Origin of the sequence: Vibrio sp. 05-20-BW147, from assembly GCF_013369385.1 — a bacterium.
Taxonomy (GTDB): domain Bacteria; phylum Pseudomonadota; class Gammaproteobacteria; order Enterobacterales; family Vibrionaceae; genus Vibrio; species Vibrio floridensis.
Genome location: NZ_SZTO01000001.1, coordinates 22112 through 41101, shown reverse-complemented (window position 1 = coordinate 41101; position 18990 = coordinate 22112). Strand labels below are relative to the sequence as shown.

Below are 18990 nucleotides of genomic sequence, written 5' to 3'. Positions count from 1 at the left end.
CACACTTCATCTACACTACATGCAAGTGACGCGGCAAACAGATATTAACTAAGCGATTTTCAACTCACTGAACAAGTCGTAAAGCTGGTTGGATTTATAAGGTTTGGGTAAATAGGCATCCATACCCGCTTCAAAACAACTTTGAATATCTTCTTCAAGCACGCTAGCGGTTAGCGCAATAATCGGTGTCTTTCCACTACCCTGCTCATTTTCCCAACGTCGAATTTCTCTGGTGGCGGTAATGCCATCCATCACGGGCATCATGCAGTCCATTAAAACTGCATCAAACTTACCACCTTGAGTAATGGCATCCAATGCCTCCTGTCCATTGCTGGTAATTAAATAGTCGAAGCCCGCTTTTTCGAGGAAGAAGCTAGCAATCTTCTGATTCATTAGGTTGTCTTCTGCGATGAGTATACGTCGATGATTACGACCATAACCTTGAACGACTCGCGCTGTTTGCCTTGGGAACACACTTTCAGACGCCCTATTACTCTGCCTATTTTTCTGTTCTAACGCTTCAATGCTCGCTTTGAAACGTTGCCCTAAAAAAGGTTGGGTGAGAACGGCATGTACTCGCTCAGTATTAACATGGCTAACAAACAAGTGGTGTTGACAAACAATCACGCGTTGCAGGGATAAACTCTGCTCCAACACCTCCAAATCATTCGATGCATTCTGATGCAAACTGTGACAGTAGAAAACCACATCAAAGTCTTTGTTCAGCATGCTGATTTGTTCAACATCTTCGGCCATCGTAAGCTCAATTCCCGCTAATCGACATTCGTTCACTAGTTGACTGGTGTAGCCATAGTTTTGTGCAATCAACAGGCCCTTTCTTATTACTTCAGAGCGCCAAACTTCCCCTGCTAATCTCTCGACTGGGATGGTGAACGAGAAACAACTGCCTAACCCTTTGGTTGATGTAGCGGTTAATTCCCCGCCCATCATGGCAACAAGTTGTCGACAAATGGCCAGTCCCAGCCCAGTACCACCAAACTGCCTTGTGATACTGTCGTCTTCCTGAGTAAACGGCTCAAAAATGGTTTCCAGCTTCTCTTGCTCAATACCAATTCCCGTATCTGTCACTTTGAACGTTAGATGCCCGTGACGGCCCGATTCATCTGCTTGGAAATTGGCAAACGTCGAAATATAGCCTTCTTTAGTAAATTTGATCGCGTTGCCAATCAGATTAGTGAGCACTTGCTTTATCCGATGATCGTCGGCCATCACTTTAGCGGGGATGTCTTCACCTAACGTGATGTGCAACTCAATATTCTTGCTGGTCGCTTTGGATTGAAACAGCGTCATCGCTTGGTACGCTGTTTCACGAATATCTGACTCTTGGAGAGAAATGTTCAAATTTCCCGACTCAATTTTTGAGAGATCAAGAATATCGTTCAATAGAATCAATAGCGATTGAGAAGAGGTATCGATATCGCCCAAAATCTCTTTTTGTGGCACGGTTAAATCGCTCTGAGATAAGATCTCCGTCATACCTATGATGCCATTGAGCGGTGTGCGTATTTCATGAGACATGTTGGCCAAAAATACCGATTTGGCTCGATTTGCAGAAATGGCCGACTCTTTCGCATGAATAATTTCCAGCATCTGCTGCTGCTTTTCTTCAATGATTTGATTAATCTGCTTAGCAAAGAGTGTAAACTCATCATTACCATCCGTCACAATGCGGGAGTGTTGGTTAAACTCGTCATCTTTGGTTAACCCTTGAAGCGCACTTAGTATCGCATTGAGTTTGCTATACACTCTCAACCAAGTTGATGTGCCCAAAGTGAATAGAAAAAACAGCACCGCAAACACCGCTCCCGTCATCGCAGTGAAGTACCACTGTTGGCGTTCGATTTCTTTTTTAAGCTCCGCTTCCGCCTGAATGGAAAAACTGTTGATCAGTAGCAGTAGCGTTTGCAAACGGTAGTTCAGCTCGACGTTATAGACACTAAGATCTTCTTTGGAAAGTTTACCTGCAGCAATCGCATCACGCTCTTGCACGCTCGATTGATACCGCTCTGAAGAGAAAAACTCTAATAACTTTTCCACTTGCAGGTGACTAGCTCCCGTATCAAGAAAACGTTCCAGAGCTTGCTGCTGGCGAACAATTGCTTGATAAAACGCCCCTGAATCAAAAGGGTTGCTGTCATCCTGTTGACGTTTGTAGGTTAGTAATGCCTCTTTCTGCGCCCAAAAAGAGAGTGAGATTAGCTGAGATATCAACATTTCGGTGGTATCGGCACGATCGGAGTAAAGATGGGTATGTTCGTTATGTACTTGCTCCAGAATCTCTTGCAGAACATCAAAGCCCCATTCTGCGGAGATCAGCTTTTCCGCGTTAGGTTGGCTTTTTATCTCTGAAAGCGATTCGATCAACTCTGTCTGTAAACTCGCCAACTCGGGGGTTTGCGACAAAGAGGCCATAAACTGGTTAAAGGAATCACTGCTCGAGAGCTCGTCCAGATAATGCATGTCCCCTTCAACACCTTGGTAGATTTTGAATGCGGTCTCCGTAATCCCATTTTGAATGTGAATACGGCTGATGGTTTTATCAAGAGACTCCAATTGACGTCGATTATTCACTAACTCCTGCACCGTAAAACCCGTGATAAAAATAGCGGGTAATAGTGAAAGCAGGGCGAGACGAGTTTTTATAGAGAATTTCATCATGTTATTTCGTCCTTGCAAGCATCGGGACCTAGCCTATCCTTAATACTAGACCAATTTCATAACAACCAAACAAAACTTCTTTGACGTCGCAGATAACGAGTTTAACAGTGAGAGGTTAATGCCTAAATTTCGTCGCGTGGCTTTAATAATTGTGCTTATTATGCTCTTTCCACACAGTGTCAGAGCAAGTGAACAGTTTGTCATTTTTTCACTAAATAAACAGATACCTACACTAAGCACCAGTCAAGTTAAGATGATCTATAGAGGAAAAATGACTCAAATCGAAGGCACTCCAATTGAGTTAGTTGATCTGCCTTCCGATTCAGAGAATCGTCATTTGTTTTACCAGCACTTACTCAACAAAAACCCTTCCCAAATGGCCGCTATTTGGGCAAAGCAAACCTTTTCAGGACGCACAAAACAACCTTTTCAGCTCTCCGAACAAAGCATTAAAGAGGTAATGGAATGGCTAGCCATTACACCTTCAGGTATTGCTTATTTTCCAGCGAATGAGGTACCCAGTGACGTGCATGTGCTCTATCAATTCACTATCGAGGAAGAATAAATGAGGCTTAAATTTATTTTACCCCTGTTAATACTCTGCCCCCCCACATATGGAGAGTGGGCACTATCAGACACACTTTCGCTTAGTGGTTTTGGCTCAGCATCGGCAAGCAAATCTAACCAATCTATCCCTATCATCCAACAAAAAGAGTTCACCGAAGAATGGTGTTACGACTGTGAAACAACCCTCGGTTTGCAATTGGATTGGTCAATGAACGAAAACTGGCGAGCATCACTACAAGTCGTCAAACAACCGCACGATGAGTTTTCAGATCCTGCGCTCGCATGGGCTTTTGTCGAATATCGCTGGGATGATTGGAGCACAAAAGTAGGCCGTCAGAGAATTCCACTTTTTCTTATGTCTGAGTACTTATTTGTCTCACAAGCCTACCCATGGCTGCGACCTCCCATCGATGTCTATGAAAGCGTGTTAGGTATTTCAAACTACGATGGGCTTTCTCTCGATGTACAGAAGTGGATAACCTCTGATATTCCAGTGCGATTCGCTACTTTTGTTGCCAAATCGAGCAGCGACGATTACTCCTTATATGGACAACCCCTGACCATCGATACCGATATTTCTTATGGCATCACCACCGAAATCGACTTTGATGAGAATCTTGTTCGTGCAGCGCTCATACACACGATATTTGAACAAACATATGCTGCAACCACCATTATTCCCGGAGGGGAACAATCGTTAACCTTGTTCAGTTTGGGCACAATATACAACTGGCAGCAATGGCAATTTATTGCTGAGTTGCTGACCAGTAATCGCTATCACGCCCATTGGTATGTCAGCCTCAACTACCAATGGAACGATATCACTCCCTACGTCACGTACAGTCAAAGGAGAAAATCCGTCGAAAACGAAACATACAGCGTGGGCTTGAAATACTCACTGTTACCTAATTTGAGTCTTTATGGCGAATGGCTTTACATACAAAGCCCTAAAAGTGTGATTAGCGGCCACTTTACACAACCACAATTGCCGCCCGACCAAGCGATAGGGGAAGTGGATCTCTTTAGTTTAGGAATTTCGTTTACGTTTTGAGTTTTAAACGTGACGAATTCCAAATTTAAAGCGCAAATCGATGATCTATTTTCATTTATAGAGTGCTAATAAACATTATTCGCACAAAATAAGTTCGCAAAAATAAAAAAGTCAATAGGTCGTTGGACATCAAAAAACCTATCAATGCCAACAATTTTCCCACTTTAAAGTATTTTTCACTGACTTTATTTTTCCTAGCAGAATAACGACTTGAACTGTAAAATCCCGCCACATAAATATTACAAGACTATTACAACCCTTATCCCTACTTTCTGTTCCCCCTACATTCAGAAAGTAAGGTCAGCCCCAAAAACGTGAAAGGTCTAATACAAACATGAGTCCAGAGAAATATCTCCAAGACTGGCAAACCAGCCAAACGATTGCGGAATCCATCACTCCACTCATCGGCAAGCTGTACCGCCAAAAAGGTGTCGAAATCATTCTTTTTGGTAAAACCCTGATTAATGCAACCACTATCGACATTCTCAAAACTCACCGTGTCGCTCGACACTACACCGGTACACCACTTTCGCTTGAGCAAACCCTCCCCATTATTGAAAAAGTGTGTGAAATGAGCATTTCTGCTTGCCGTGTTGATGTTGGCCAACTTGCTCATCAATATTGGGAAAGCCACGACGATGCGTCTGCACTGGATGACTACTTACAAACCGCGTTAATTGGTGCATTGGATGCAGGCTCTTCGCTCGCATCACGAGATGTTGTGTTGTACGGTTTTGGCCGAATTGGCCGTCTATTAACCCGCCTTCTTATTGAAAAGAGTGGCCCTGGCTATCCACTAAAACTGCGTGCCATTGTTGTCCGTGGTGGACGAGATGGTGATTTGCAAAAACGCGCAAGTTTGCTTCGTCGTGACTCTGTACACGGCCAATTCAACGGCAGTATCGTCATTGATGAAGCAAACAGCGCATTGGTGATCAACGGCAACTTCGTTCAGATCATTTATGCGAACAAACCTGAAGAGGTCGACTACACCGCATATGGCATTCAAAACGCGCTAGTGGTCGACAATACTGGCGTGTGGCGTGATGCAGAAGGCTTAGGCCAACATTTGCAATGCCAAGGCGCTGCGAAAGTCCTACTGACTGCACCAGGTAAAGGCGATATCAAAAACGTGGTATTTGGTGTGAACGAAGATGTAATTAAGTCGGACGACACCATCATCTCTGCCGCAAGTTGTACCACCAACGCCATCACACCGGTGCTGAAAGTGATTAACGACAAATATGGCGTCATCTCAGGTCACATCGAAACAGTGCACTCTTACACTAACGATCAAAACTTAATCGACAACTTCCACAAGGGTGATCGTCGAGGTCGTGGCGCGGCACTGAACATGGTATTGACCTCAACGGGTGCAGCCAAAGCAGTAGCGAAGGCACTGCCTGAGCTGGCTGGGCGTTTAACTGGCAATGCGATTCGCGTTCCAACCCCGAACGTGTCGATGGCCGTCGCTAATCTCAACCTTGAAAAAGGTACAACAAAAGAAGAACTTAACGAGTATCTACGTGAAATGGCGCTGGCTTCACCACTTTCTGCACAAATAGACTATACCGATTCGACAGAGATTGTTTCTAGCGATCTGGTCGGCTCACGTCATGCGGGGGTTGTGGATGGTCAAGCGACGATTGCACAAGATAACCGCGCAGTGCTGTATATATGGTATGACAACGAGTTTGGCTATAGCTGCCAAGTTGTTCACTGTATGGAACAAATGATGGGTGTTCGTTATCAGACTTTCCCTCGTGTGTAATTAGCTTGCTCCACAACTAACGACACCTTGATAACGAAGCCACCAGCGGGTTTGTTTACCTACGGCAAAGCCGCTGGTTCAAATATTTGTTCTCTTATAACGACAATAATAATCTCTCCCCCATTGCGCCTGTACCCCTGATACAGGCGCCTTTTAACCATCATATCGTTGTATTTATCTTACCTTGTGACCGTCGAAGCACACATCGGCTTTCCTCATCCACCTACCAACTTGATCAAATGTCAGCGCTTTGTACTTTTTGAATCATATTCATATTTCGTTCATCTTCACCACCGCAGTATGACTCCATAGAACCACCAAAGAGGCAATATTTATGAACCGCATTATTATGACTGCATTGACTGCGATTACCGCTCTGTTCACGCTCATGTTCAGCTTGCTCTTGGCAATTCCGTTGACCATCGTCGCGCTGATCACTGGTAAAAGAATCGAAAAGCAGCTAAAACAAGCCGCACAACAAGCGCAAGCACAACGCACACAACACGATGACGGCCAGCAGCATCGAGTCATCGATGGTGAGTTCGAAGAAGTCTCACGTTAATGCCAATCGGTCGATTGTGCATACTCTTCAACCCACCCAAGTAATTGCTTCGCCGCTTTCGACAGAACTTGGTTTTGTCGAACAATATAGCCAAAATCGGTTGCAGGAAAATCCTCTAAATGCGTGACTTTCCTGCTTAACGTGGTTTTGGTATGCAAAGAAAAATCCGGCACAATCGCGGTGCCAAATCCAGCCTCCGCCCAATCGATTTGAGCTTCGACACTCCCCACTTCCATCACTCGAAAACGAGGCAGATTCAATTTCGGCAAAGAGGCATCAATCAGCTCCCGAGTACGAGTATCGTGCCCGAGCAAGATGAGTGTCGGCTTGTCTTGCGCCTCCCACGCTTTCTCCAATAAATCATCACCAAATGCACACCATTTAATCTGAGTCAAAGGCGTGAAGTGCAGTGGTTGACTCTCTTTTTGTGCGATCACAAAACCAATATCAGCACGGGCACTTTTGACCAATTCGACAGCTTGAGAAGAGGTGGTATTGAACAAAGCCAAATCGATACCCGGATAGTCATTTTTGAAGCGTTGAAAAGGTTCAATCAGCAGCAAACGCGAAACAATGTCACTGGCTGCAATAGAGAGTGTCCCTTGTGTTAATTCATTAATGGCATTGAGATCGGACTGGCAAATTTGCAGCTCATTGAGCATCAACTTAGCAGACTTTAACAATCGACGCCCCGCCGGCGTTAACTGAACCGGGTTTCGTTCGATCAATTTGGCTTTGGTTGTCTGCTCTAGCTGTTTGATATGCAGGCTGACGTTGGGTTGTGTCATGTGCAGCTCGTTGGCGGTTTTGCCAAAATGTTTCACTTCCGCCAAGGTAATAAACGTCTTCAACCAATTCAGATCCAACACCGCAGACTCCATATGAGTTTCTTATTGACTTGATGAGTATAATTAATTTCTCTTATTAAGACTATCACCCTAAGATGCTTTGGTCTTATTTCGGAGGAATTGTCATGACGTCTATCGTTGTTGTGGGTGCAAACTGGGGTGATGAAGGCAAAGGCCGCATCGTTGATTTTCTAGCAGAAAACGCAGCGGCTAGCGTACGTTTCCAAGGAGGAAACAACGCAGGTCATACCGTGGTGAACCATTTTGGTACATTCAAACTTCATCAACTGCCTAGTGGTGTCTTCAACCCAGGTTGCCTCGCGGTGCTTGGCCCTGGCATGGTAATTAGCCCAGCTCTGCTTTCTCAGGAACTTGCGGAAGTTGAACAATCTGGCGTGAAAGTGAATCTGTGTATTTCTGATCGTGCAACGCTGTGTCTACCGCTTCACGCACTAGAAGATACCCTAGAAGAACAGCGCCTAGGCGACAAGGCTTACGGTTCCACTCGCCAAGGTATTGCTCCTGCTTACGGTGATCGCGTGATGAAAAAAGGCATTCTGCTAGGCTGGCTAAAACAACCTGAAGTGTTGGTCGAGCGTCTGCAATTTATGTTGGATTGGAAACTGCCACAACTACGTGCACTCTACCCTGAGTTCAAGTTTGAACAAACGGCGCAAGAGATGGCCGATTGGCTACTTGAGGTATCTGCCCCTTGGCGTGATGCGATTTGTAACGTGTCTGTTCCTTTAAAAGCACTGCAAGTAGAAAAGCAAAACCTACTTTTTGAAGCGCAACTGGGTGCTGGCCGTGATCTCGTCTATGGTGAATACCCTTGGACAACCTCTTCCAACGTGGTTTCTGCGTACGCAGGCATTGGCAGTGGTTTACCAGCCCTTCGCCCAGAGCGCGTTATCGCTGTCGCTAAAGCCTTCAGCTCATCTGTTGGTACAGGTACGCTGATCACAGCAATGGAAGAACAAGACGCCTTCCGTGAAGCGGCGAACGAGTTCGGTGCAACAACCGGTCGCCCTCGCGATATGGGTTACTTTGATGCCGTAGCCACCCAAAATGGGGTTGAGCTACAAGCGGCAACCGAGATCGCTCTAACCAAACTGGATTGTTTGACTGGCCTTGACGATCTGAAAATCTGTGTGGCTTACCAAGGCGATCACAGTGAGAACCCAATTTGGCCTCAAACCGCAGCATTAGCACCAGTTTACGAGAAAATGCCAAGCTGGAGCGAAGACATCACCGCCTGCCGTCGTTTTGAAGATCTGCCTCAAGCCGCTCAGCGATATGTGTTGCGCATTGAAGAACTGATGGGCGTTCCAGTGACTATGGTCTCTGTTGGCCCTGGTCGTGAGCAAATGATCCTTCGCTAAGCCCTAGTTAGCTAACGCAGAACAGGAAAACCCGGCAATGTGTGTCGGGTTTTCGTTTTCGACGATTAGTACTCACTATCCATCACTTCATGGCGCTCTGCGTGGTAGGCTTCTTCTGTTTTGCCCCTTTTCCAATAAGGTATGGCATAAATGGCTTTCTTTTCTAAGTTGAATTGATTCTTAAGTATCTTGCGACATGCGACAACACTTTCATTTTCGCCTGCAACAAACACAGAAAGCGTACCTAACTTCGGCCGATTCGAGAGTGCTTCAATCGCGCTTGCCAACACTGGTGTTTCTGCATCAGCCTGACGAACAAACCAGGAAATCTCCAGGCCTACAGGGGCTTGAATGGGGTGTATGTCCGCTTCGTCATCTACTTCAAGATAGACATATCCAATGGAATCAGAGGGGAGTTTCTCTAGAATTGCACTTATTGCAGGAACCGCTGAGAGATCGCCTGCCAAAACGTGCCAATCGGCTGGTGCCAATAGTGGTTCAGGCCCACTCGGGCCGATTAATCCGATAGTCGAACCTAAGGTTGCTTTTAGTGCCCAGCCACCACCAGGGGTAACGACGCCGTGCGTGACAAAATCAATATCAAGCTCATTATCAGCTTTTCGGTACTGCCTCACTGAATAGGCCCGTGCCACAGGTTTATGTTCAGGCCAGATAATTTCTTCGCCATGACGCACAGGCAACTGAAGAATGCCACTCTGCTGATTGGGGAAAAACACCTTGATGTGCGACCCATTTTGATCGTCAGGAAACCCTTTCAAATCTTCCCCGGTGAGTGTCACTCTCAGTAAATTTTTGCAAATCCACGCCTTACGAACAAACTCCAAACGCATCGGAGTTACCCGTTCCACCGTTGTTTTTTTTTCTTCCATTTTCACTTAAACCAATGACTAAAAATATCACCAACCCGGCTCATCCAATAATGAACTCGAGAATACTGAACAGTTGAGCTCACACGCTAACTCTCATAGAAATGATTGAGAACATACGCAAAATAATAATGATAATAGTAATCATTTGTATATAATATGCAGCCATATATCGACTATTGTGACTCTTAGCTGCAATACAGGCACAAGACAACAAATGGTATAAACCACGTTAGACTAGGATGAACCACGTGAAAATTAAACAAAGTGTAATGCTGATTAGCGTACTATTCGCAAACGGTGCATGGGCAAAAGATGTTGTCATTGAGCACTATATGGGAACAACAACCGTCCCTGCGTCACCCCAACGTGTTGTGGTGATTGGGCACGGTGCTCTCGACGCACTCGCCTATTTGGGTGTGGAGCCTGTCGCTGTGGCCAAAGCGCCTATTATGCCCAAATATCTCGATAAGTTTCAGGACAGTAAGTACGTCTCGGCAGGCAGCCTGTTTGAGCCTGATTTTGAAGCAATATACTCACAGAAACCGGACTTGATTGTGATCGGTCCACGTGCGGCGCCGAAATACAAAGAGCTATCCGAAATTGCTCCTACCGTTGTTTTCACAACGGACATGAATCAAGGGTATTGGGAAAGCACTCAGAATCAATGGCGTAACCTGGGCAAAATTTTCAACTCAGAGAACAAAGTAGAACAAAAAATAAACCAGTTGAGTCAAGAGTTCGACACCATAAAACACCATAACCAGCAGAAGCAAGTGGACGCACTGACCATTATGGCATCAAGCAACAAGGTGACGACTTTTGGCTCTCAGTCACGCTTCTCTGCTATTTATGAAGATTTTGGTTTTAAAGAAAGCGCATCGAATCTGAAAAACAATAGCCATGGCGATGTTATTTCCTACGAATTCATCAGCAAGACAAATCCAAGTACGCTGCTTGTCATCGATGCAGACAAACTTTCCGGCAAGATTAATGACGTCGATATGCCCTACCTTGACAATGACTTGGTCAAGTCCACCAACGCGTACAAAAACCAGCGAATCACCTTACTCGACCTCGATGCTTGGTATCTCTCAATCTCGGGGGTCTCTGCCACTGAAAAAATGATTGCCGATATCAAAGGAACCATCGAACTTTAGTCACACTTCAATAAAAACGCCTCTGATGCAAATCAGAGGCGTTTTGCTTTTACATACTAAACGAGTTAGAAGTTCAACTGTAACGAAGCACCGATCATACGAGGCTGCTGTTTTAGCTGATCAACGACGTTGTTTTCAAACGGGTAATGCGTTGTCTTATCCGAATCAAACAAGTTAGTTGCAAACAATGCAGCACGGCCGTGTTCAAAGACATAGGCCAATTGAGCGTTGGCAACCCAATATGCATCAATCATGGCAATTTTTGTGTTGCTTCTGTCGGAGTAGTAATCACCCGTGTAAGCAGCATTGGCACTCACTTCAAAGCCATCAAAGAAGCTGTAGAGTGCACCAACATTACCTGTCATACTTGGAGCTCGTGCAAGTTCCCTCGAAGTGCCATTAACTTCTTTGTACTCCGTCTTCAACAAACCCAGATTAGCGAAGAGTTCAAGCGCGTTTGTCGGATACCAACGTGTCCCCAATTCAGCACCATAGGTTTTTGCCTCGTCCAAATTGGTAACAAACATATCGCCATTTGCTCGCTGTTGAGTCATCTGCATGCCATCAAAATCGTTATAGAAGACATTCGACAATAGCTCTAGAGAATGGCCTAGGCTGTGACGAGTGTAGAGCTCGTAGTTCCACAAGAGCTCTTCGTCAAACTCGTACGGATGAAGTCCACGTTGAAACAATTTGAAACCTAAGCCAGCACCGCCAGCGTTGTAGCCTTTTGCCACTTTAAAACCAATGGTTTGGTCCGCGGCAGGCTTATACGCTATATCAAACTTCGGTAAGAAGACACCTAGCGTTTCATCATAGTCAATGTTGAATGCATCAACCTTACGTGTCACTTGCTGTTTTTCAAAACGACCAGCAAGCGTGACATCGATCGATTGGGTAATCGCATACGTCATTTCAGCAAAAAGCGATTGTGTCTCTTTGCTGCCCTCCATCGGTTTCGTCCCTCCCGCATTGGTAAATGACTCATCTTGCTCAGAAGTGTAATAACGAGCCCCCATCAAGGCACTGATACGACCATCATGAGAAAGATATTTTAAAACCGGTTCGATATGGAACTCTGAACCGTCGGTAGTGAAATCAAACAAATCCAAAGGATAAGTGATGCGATCGTTGCTAAATTTGGCGTAAACAACGTTGCTTTCAAAGGTTAACTGGTCATTCAATTGCCATGACACATCCCAACTTGTACTCAACGATTTCGTTTCAAATACGGCTCGATAGGCGTTTAGCCCCTCAAGGTTTGTGCTCTCAGATTGTGGAGCACGTGAATCCATATAGGCAACACCCAACGTCGTTTTAAAACCTGCCACCGATGAAGGCTCATAGAGCAACTTGCCTCTGACGGAGTTCATTTCAATCTGCTTTGTATTACCAGCAGGTTCATAAGCGGCGAGATCAACATAGCTTTCTTTCTTTTGCTGATCAAAACTGAGACGAAAAGCGAGCTCATCTTGAACTATCGGAGCGGAAATCATTGCTGCGGTCTGCGAGTAATTTCGCTCTCCCATACCTGCCTTTACCGCACTTTCAAAGTAGTGAGTAGGATCGTTGGTTTTCATCACAATAGCACCTGCAGAAGCGTTGCTGCCTTGGATGTAACTTTGTGGCCCCAGATAAACTTCCACTTGCTTCATGTCCCAAAGGGAGCGAGGACCAAAAGCAATTTCTGCATAGTTGAGTGAGCGGCCATCAATTGACAAGTTTAAACGAGTCGTCGTGCCGGCAAAGGAAGCCAAGCCTCCCACCGACGGGCCTGAACCGTCGATACCACGTACAGAGGGCAAACTGTTGCCATTGCCCGAATCGACAAGGTTTGGTGTTAACTGCAGAAGGTCGCCAACTTCTGTTGCACCTGGGGTGCTGTTGATCGTTTCTTGATCATATACCTGAACACTGGCACTCGTGTCATAAATCGTTCTTTCTGTTTTCTCACCGATAACAACGACAACCGGCATCTGCTCTGATTTGTCCGTTTTGTTGTTCTCTGTTTGTGCATATGCCTGACCATTGGCACAAAGCCCCATCACGACTGCGGACAAAGCATGCAGTTTAAAGGTTTTTTTATCTGCAACGTTTGCTCGCGCTGGGCGTAAAGCTGCCATTTGAATTTCTCCTTAACTCTAAATCAACAACTGAGTTGTGTTCCTATTCCATGGCCACTGCACACTTTTCTCCTCCCCTTTTGATTAACAAGGCAAAATCGAGAATAGAAAGTCAAAAAGTGGTTTTCCACCTACCGGCGGTTAGAGACCATGTTTTTTTTGCAATTATTGCGGGTGACATACGTTCAAAAGGCCACTGGTTAGACAGAAAGCCAGATACCGAAAATCCAGATGATATAAAACGTATTTCCTAGCGCATTGTAACCAAACAAGATGATAATGCAAATAATTACCATTTAAATTATCGATTGGGTGAATATCGGCTGAGTTCTGTATGAATTGCAAAGAGAAGAGGCTCTGATTGCCAAGAGTGTCGTATCTATCATTGAGACAACAGCGCTGAATCATGTTGTTGTTTCCGGGCTGAGAGACATTACGGATAAAGGTATGTTAGCCACGGATAGCACCAGGCACATGGAGGTTAAGCGAAGAATGTTTAAAGTGTTTAGATAGCCGTGAGTATTTGAGGGGTTTAGGGGTTTAGGGGTTTAGGGGTTTAACGAGCTGGTATTCAAACCGTTGTTGTCAAACGGCACCAGCTCTCTTTCGTCTAAATGAAATGAATGAACAATTACGCTTGCTTAGTTGCTTCTTTGCTGTCTTTCCAGTATTGAATTCGAATGCGATGAAGCTGAGCTTTTCTCGTTTTTTTCATAGCCATCTTCCTTATAGTTAGTTATTAATCCCAATCTATTGGGTTGTTCGGTTGATTTTTTTGCATCAACAACATAGCGAGGATAATGAAGTTTAACAGTGATCGTTTTCACAAATTAACTACAAAAACAACATGGTTACAGTTAGTTTTTGAACAACTGATCCCGTTAATTTTTGTTGCATCGACTACTCTATCCTCTGCTTATGACAGAAAAATGGCAAATTTGTTCCACTTGGCTGACGATTTAAAAACATACAATCTTTATGCCAAAAGAAAACCAAACGACTTTCACCCACCTTACTGGCAGCCAACTCGTCATCGATACTGATTCAATATCGCTTGATGATAGGTCACGCCTTGCGCGTTTTTCTCTGTTTTTAGTGCATCAATGCCCTGTTGCAGTTTTTCAACGAGGTTTTTGGGCACGTGCTTGTTAAACGCAAAGTACAGTTCTCCTTCTTTCAAAACATAAACTGTCTTAAATAACTTAGGATCAAGACCCGCTTGTGAAGTAAACCATAATGCCGCACTCTCATCATACGCCAACAAATCTATCCGTCTTTTCATTAGCTGTTCAGCCAATTGAGTGACGTAATTGGCTTCTTGCATCGCTTCACGTGGTACGCCTAACTCGAGCAACATCTGTTCTCCGACATCATCGCGAATTACCCCAATGCGATAATTGGCCATATCGATCGGTTCCATGATTTCGATATCTGCGTCGATTCTTGCCATCACAACAGCTTTAATTCCTGCAATCGGCCCCGCCCATTGAAACAAGTGCTCTCTATGCTCTGTTCGTGTGGTTGAAAAAAGCACCGCGTTCTCATTTGTCAGCGCAGCTCGGTACGAACGAGGCCAAGGCTGAATAACAATCTGCCCATCACCAACGTTTTCTCCGACCATGCTTGCGGCTTGACGCAATATGTCGATGGAATACCCTTTTGGTGTGTTACCTTCCAAGAAGTTGGCCGGCGGGTAAGACTCTGAATAAAATGCCAGTTGCTGTAATGAGGTGACTGGTGATGTTGCTGCACTGACGGAAAAGGTGAATGCAAGTATTCCGCAAAGTGCCAAGCCGCTTTTTTGAAAGCCATTCATGATCGCTCCGTCAATCGTTTGGTCCTGTTAAAAAACTAGTCAAAGATCACATGACCGTCTAGGGCCAAATCATCACAAACGCCGTTTTTACTTGGCAAAATTGTGGACAGAGCAAAAAGTTAGGTGTTTGAAATCAGGTTATTTCTCGCCAAGCCCTTGCGCACACTGCTGCATAACTTACCAAAACGTCGAATTTCATCAAAATGGGGAATCACACCACGGTTCATTGCATGTTCCCAATAGCTCAGTTCACCATCCACCATCTCTAGCAGTTTTTTCGGGCAGCCTACACACTCTCCTTTCGGACCACAGACAAACGTCTCTGATTCGTACAATGGTAATTCTTTTTTCACCGCGTCAATGATATTGCGCATCGCAGTTTGTCTATCAGGTTTTTTAGTCATCGGTCGCACGCTTGCAAAAAAAAGCCAGAGTATAGCGTTAGATGAAAAATCTGCACAGATTGTCATACGGATCACGTATAACGAAAACTATTAATAAATTATATGACGTCTCAAGAATGTGATTAGATATTCAACTCACCCCATCCTAAACTTTGTTCGTTTTATAAATTATTACAGTTGGCTAACGATGGAATCATATTTAGGTAAAGGAAGAAAACCGCCAGAAAATGACGCCAAATCTCATCACCGAAGAGAACACAATGATGGCTTCGCTGCCTTGCCATTGGGTTTTCTGGATGAGCTGGCGCAATCTTCCTCTTTGGAAGATGTCTTACTGTGCACCTCGTACTGGGTGCGAGAGATCTTTCAGGCCGATCGCGCCAGTATTACCCTCGACGAAAATGAGCGAGAAATGCGGCTTTATGCATTTGATGGTAATGATGTTCAACCGCAAGAATGTTTGATTCCAATTGGAGGTACCTTGGTTGGCGAAGCTTTTACACAACAAAAAGTGGTGATGTCGAGCCATGATCGTTCTGAAGTGCCAAGCTATTGCAAAAGGCTCTCCGCCGCTGGCCTCACCACCTTTATGATTGCTCCTCTAAAGCACAAAGGCGAATGCTATGGCACGCTCAACATTGCCCATAAACAGCTTGATGCCTATAGCGAGCTGGATGCTCGAGTGCTTGAAACTCTCGCCAACTGGGTTGCTGCACAAGTACATAAGCATCAACAAATCAACAAGATGATTGAGCTTGCGCACATTGACCCACTCACTGGCGCGCTCAATCGGCGTGCGTTTGTTGAAGCGACTTACTTTATCAATGACAAACCAAGGCATTACGATCACCATACCGCACTGTTAATGATCGATTTGGACAAGTTCAAAGAGATCAACGACCAATTTGGCCATCCTGCGGGTGACAAGGTACTGATGCAAATCGCAGCGACCTTAAAAAAACAGATCCGCTCTGATGATCTCCTCGCACGCTTTGGCGGCGAAGAGTTCGCCATATTGCTGCATCATGTCAATGCCGAAGAAGCCATGACCCTTGCTGAGACTCTACGCGTGACGGTAGAACAACTCACCATTGAACATCACCAGCATCGGATTCAGTGCACAGTAAGCATTGGTATTGCCCTGCCCAGTTCTCCTAATCAAGGCTTTGAAGAATTGATGCAACTCGCCGATAACGCACTCTATGTCGCGAAACGATCCGGTAGAAACCAAATCATTTTATCTGACATGTCTCTGATCTAACGGGCTCGACGGCCAATTTCGGCTTTCTTACCACCAAATACACCGCCACCGCAGCCAATAGAAAACCCACCATGGCTTTGGTATCAAACGACTCGCCAAACATCAACCAGGCTTGCAACGCGGTGACGGGAGGGACAAGATAAAAAACCGATGCCACACTCGACGCAGCGCCATTTTTCACCATATAGAGCAACAGCAGTATGGCCGCACACGACAGCACAACCACTAGCCAAACCAGTGTCAGAATAAAGGTTGTTGTCCATTGCACTTGCATGGTTTCAAACTGCCACGCAAAAGGCAGGAACAGGCATGCTGCGGCGAGATACTGCACCATAGCACCACCCACCATATCCACCCCATGGCAGAAACGTTTTTGGTACAAGGTGCCCAATGTAATACCCACCAGCGCCATTAGGCACAGCGAAATCGCAAGCGTTTTGTGCGCTTCGGTTTGCCAATCCATCTTGCCAGAAAGCACCAAGCTGATACCTAGCAATCCAAGTGCTAAACCCAACCACTGCGAAAACCGAAAGCGCTCTTGAACCGTGACCACCAAAATCAGCGCGGTTAAAATCGGTTGAATCCCCACCAATAAGGAACTCAATCCAGCCGGCATCCCCAATGAAATGGCCCAATAAGTTCCGCCGAGGTAAAACCCATGAATGCCCAACCCCACAACCCATGAGTGCCAGAAGGCGGCCCCTGTCGGCACTCGGCGGCGCAGCAACACGATCAGCAACAAAAACAGCGCGATGTTTGCCAACATACGGATCGCCAGCAAGGTCGCGGGTTCTGCGTATTGCAGGCCCAATCTGGCCCCAACAAAACCTGAAGCCCAAAGCAGGACAAACAAAAAGGGGATCGAACGGAGCAGCATGAAAATTCCTTGTGGCTATTATTATCAACTTGCTGTTACTGTAATTGGGTACAGAAATGAAAATAAGAGACAGTTTGAAGGGAATTTATGGGTACAGATGAGCGTGATATCACACACAACAAGTACTTAGTAGTCGAGCAATATGTGCGCTCGGCCATCCAATCCGGCTTGTTCCAACATGATGAAAGACTGCCTTCGATTCGTCGTCTCCAGCAGGAGCTGTCAGTGAGTAAAAACACCGTGATTCGTGCCTATCAAGAGCTGGAAGCACAAGGTTGGGTCTATTCTGTTGAACGCTCAGGCTATCGTGTGAAACCCGTCGCGATCGCTCCAGAGCACGCTCATGCTAAACCCACCAAGGTCGATCTGCTTTCTGTCTGTAAAGAATTCCTCACCTATCCGCACGAAAAAGAACAACTGCCAACGGGTTCTGCACACCCCAACATCGATGCCCCTGCCATCAAAAGTTTGTATGCGGAAATTGGGCGCCATAGCCGACGACAAAGTCAGCTTCCTAGCCACTACCAGTTACCACCGGGTGATACCCTTTTAGTCAAACAACTGGCCAAAATCACCGCCGATCTTGGTGTCCCTGTCCAGCTCTCCGAGATCATCACGACCCACGGCGCGCAACAAGCCATCAGTTTGGCACTGCGCGCCACAACAGTGACTGGTGACATTGTTGCCGTTGAATCCCCTTGTTATTTTGGCAACCTCCTTTTACTGGAATCCCTAGGGTTGAATGTGTTGGAGATCCCAAGTTGTCCTAAAACGGGGATGGAAATCGACGCGCTCGAAAAAGCGATGGAAGAGTGGCCGATCAAAGCGATTTTAGTCACACCGAATTTTACCAACCCCACTGGCGCCACCATGACGTTGGAAAAACGTCTGGCCCTTTTGCAAGTCAGCCATGATGTGCCGATCATTGAAGACGACGTATTTGGTGCATTGAGCTTTGATGCCTCACTGCCAAGCTTGAAATCTCTTGATAGCAAAGGGCGAGTCATCTACGTCAACTCCCTTTCAAAAACACTCGACTCTCGTTTGCGGATCGGTTGGCTGTTGGCCGGACGTTATCATGACCAAGTGGAAAAGCGGCTGCTCTGCGATAGCATGGGCAGTTTGAACCTGATGCAAAGTGCGGTCGCGTCGTTTCTCACTACGGGCAAATACCGTGCTCACACCGCCAGAATGCGTCGACAATACCAGTGCCACAGTAAGCGCTTCCACACCATGCTTAGCAAGGCATTAAATCAGATTCCCGCGCTGGAAAATCGCTATCAATTACATCTCAATCAAGGATCGTTTTTGCTGTGGTTAATCCTGCCTGAAGGGGTGGATAGCCATGCGTTGTATCTCGATTGTCGCAAAGAAAAAATTAGCCTATTGCCGGGGACGGTATTTGGCACACACAACCAATATCAACATTGCGTGCGTTTTTGTGTCGCGAACTTTACGAGTGATCACGATTGGCAGCCTGCCATCAATACCTTGGTTCGTCTCATCGCTCGTCATCTTTGATATTCCCTGTAAACGCTAAGTACATTTCCGTTTACGCGGGTTTGATTAACCGTACAATGTGGACATTCGTCATTCTCGCTT

General features: G+C 45.7%; 15 protein-coding genes. 8 read left to right on the top strand and 7 right to left on the bottom strand.

Going from position 1 to position 18990, the window contains the following annotated elements:
• Positions 1-48: 48 nt before the first annotated feature.
• Positions 49-2679: an ATP-binding protein gene (locus tag FC652_RS00170; protein WP_176297012.1), complete on the bottom strand. Its 2631-nt coding sequence runs from the start codon at positions 2677-2679 to the stop codon at positions 49-51.
• A 271-nt stretch (positions 2680-2950) separates the two neighbouring features.
• On the opposite strand from FC652_RS00170, the gene FC652_RS00165 reads away from it, so the two are divergent.
• From FC652_RS00165 to FC652_RS00150, 4 genes are all read left to right on the top strand, one after another.
• Positions 2951-3244 (top strand): hypothetical protein, encoded by a 294-nt coding sequence (locus tag FC652_RS00165; protein ID WP_237286238.1) that lies wholly within the window; start codon positions 2951-2953, stop codon positions 3242-3244.
• Positions 3245-4297 (top strand): sulfate ABC transporter permease, encoded by a 1053-nt coding sequence (locus FC652_RS00160; protein WP_176297010.1) that lies wholly within the window; start codon positions 3245-3247, stop codon positions 4295-4297.
• Between the two features lie 334 nt (positions 4298-4631).
• Positions 4632-6068 carry a glyceraldehyde-3-phosphate dehydrogenase gene (locus FC652_RS00155; RefSeq protein ID WP_176297009.1) on the top strand — a complete coding sequence of 479 codons (1437 nt, stop codon included), beginning with the start codon at positions 4632-4634 and terminating at the stop codon, positions 6066-6068.
• A gap of 334 nt (positions 6069-6402) precedes the next feature.
• Entirely contained in the window at positions 6403-6630 is a 228-nt protein-coding gene (locus FC652_RS00150; RefSeq protein WP_011081691.1) for a hypothetical protein, read from the top strand.
• On the opposite strand, the gene FC652_RS00145 is transcribed toward FC652_RS00150, so the two are convergent.
• Complete coding sequence (locus FC652_RS00145; protein ID WP_086016971.1) at positions 6627-7499, bottom strand: LysR family transcriptional regulator; 873 nt, start codon at positions 7497-7499, stop codon at positions 6627-6629. The genes FC652_RS00150 and FC652_RS00145 overlap by 4 nt on opposite strands.
• A gap of 104 nt (positions 7500-7603) precedes the next feature.
• Here FC652_RS00145 and FC652_RS00140 point away from each other — a divergent pair, with 104 nt between their 5' ends.
• Positions 7604-8860, top strand: coding sequence for an adenylosuccinate synthase (locus FC652_RS00140; protein WP_176297008.1), 1257 nt, complete (start codon positions 7604-7606; stop codon positions 8858-8860).
• A gap of 65 nt (positions 8861-8925) precedes the next feature.
• Here the strand turns inward: FC652_RS00140 and FC652_RS00135 are convergent, their stop codons facing one another.
• Positions 8926-9750, bottom strand: coding sequence for a siderophore-interacting protein (locus FC652_RS00135; RefSeq protein ID WP_176297007.1), 825 nt, complete (start codon positions 9748-9750; stop codon positions 8926-8928).
• 248 nt (positions 9751-9998) lie between these two features.
• On the opposite strand from FC652_RS00135, the gene FC652_RS00130 reads away from it, so the two are divergent.
• Positions 9999-10907, top strand: a complete 909-nt coding sequence (locus FC652_RS00130; protein WP_369597871.1) for a siderophore ABC transporter substrate-binding protein — start codon at positions 9999-10001, stop codon at positions 10905-10907.
• A 65-nt stretch (positions 10908-10972) separates the two neighbouring features.
• On the opposite strand, the gene FC652_RS00125 is transcribed toward FC652_RS00130, so the two are convergent.
• The 3 genes from FC652_RS00125 to FC652_RS00115 all read right to left on the bottom strand — a co-directional run bounded on the left by FC652_RS00125 (position 10973) and on the right by FC652_RS00115 (position 15250).
• Positions 10973-13030, bottom strand: coding sequence for a TonB-dependent receptor plug domain-containing protein (locus FC652_RS00125; RefSeq protein ID WP_176297005.1), 2058 nt, complete (start codon positions 13028-13030; stop codon positions 10973-10975).
• A 1030-nt stretch (positions 13031-14060) separates the two neighbouring features.
• The gene (locus tag FC652_RS00120) at positions 14061-14846 is read right to left on the bottom strand and encodes an ABC transporter substrate-binding protein (protein ID WP_176297004.1); all 786 of its coding nucleotides are present in this window, start codon (positions 14844-14846) and stop codon (positions 14061-14063) included.
• 119 nt (positions 14847-14965) lie between these two features.
• The gene (locus FC652_RS00115; protein ID WP_043921217.1) at positions 14966-15250 is read right to left on the bottom strand and encodes a hypothetical protein; all 285 of its coding nucleotides are present in this window, start codon (positions 15248-15250) and stop codon (positions 14966-14968) included.
• 187 nt (positions 15251-15437) lie between these two features.
• Here FC652_RS00115 and FC652_RS00110 point away from each other — a divergent pair, with 187 nt between their 5' ends.
• Positions 15438-16511 carry a sensor domain-containing diguanylate cyclase gene (locus FC652_RS00110; protein ID WP_176297003.1) on the top strand — a complete coding sequence of 358 codons (1074 nt, stop codon included), beginning with the start codon at positions 15438-15440 and terminating at the stop codon, positions 16509-16511.
• On the opposite strand, the gene FC652_RS00105 is transcribed toward FC652_RS00110, so the two are convergent.
• Positions 16483-17388, bottom strand: a complete 906-nt coding sequence (locus tag FC652_RS00105) for a DMT family transporter (RefSeq protein ID WP_176297002.1) — start codon at positions 17386-17388, stop codon at positions 16483-16485. The two genes, FC652_RS00110 and FC652_RS00105, sit on opposite strands and share 29 nt — an antisense overlap.
• Positions 17389-17475: 87 nt before the next feature.
• Here FC652_RS00105 and FC652_RS00100 point away from each other — a divergent pair, with 87 nt between their 5' ends.
• Positions 17476-18909: a PLP-dependent aminotransferase family protein gene (locus FC652_RS00100; protein WP_176297001.1), complete on the top strand. Its 1434-nt coding sequence runs from the start codon at positions 17476-17478 to the stop codon at positions 18907-18909.
• Positions 18910-18990 lie beyond the last annotated feature (81 nt).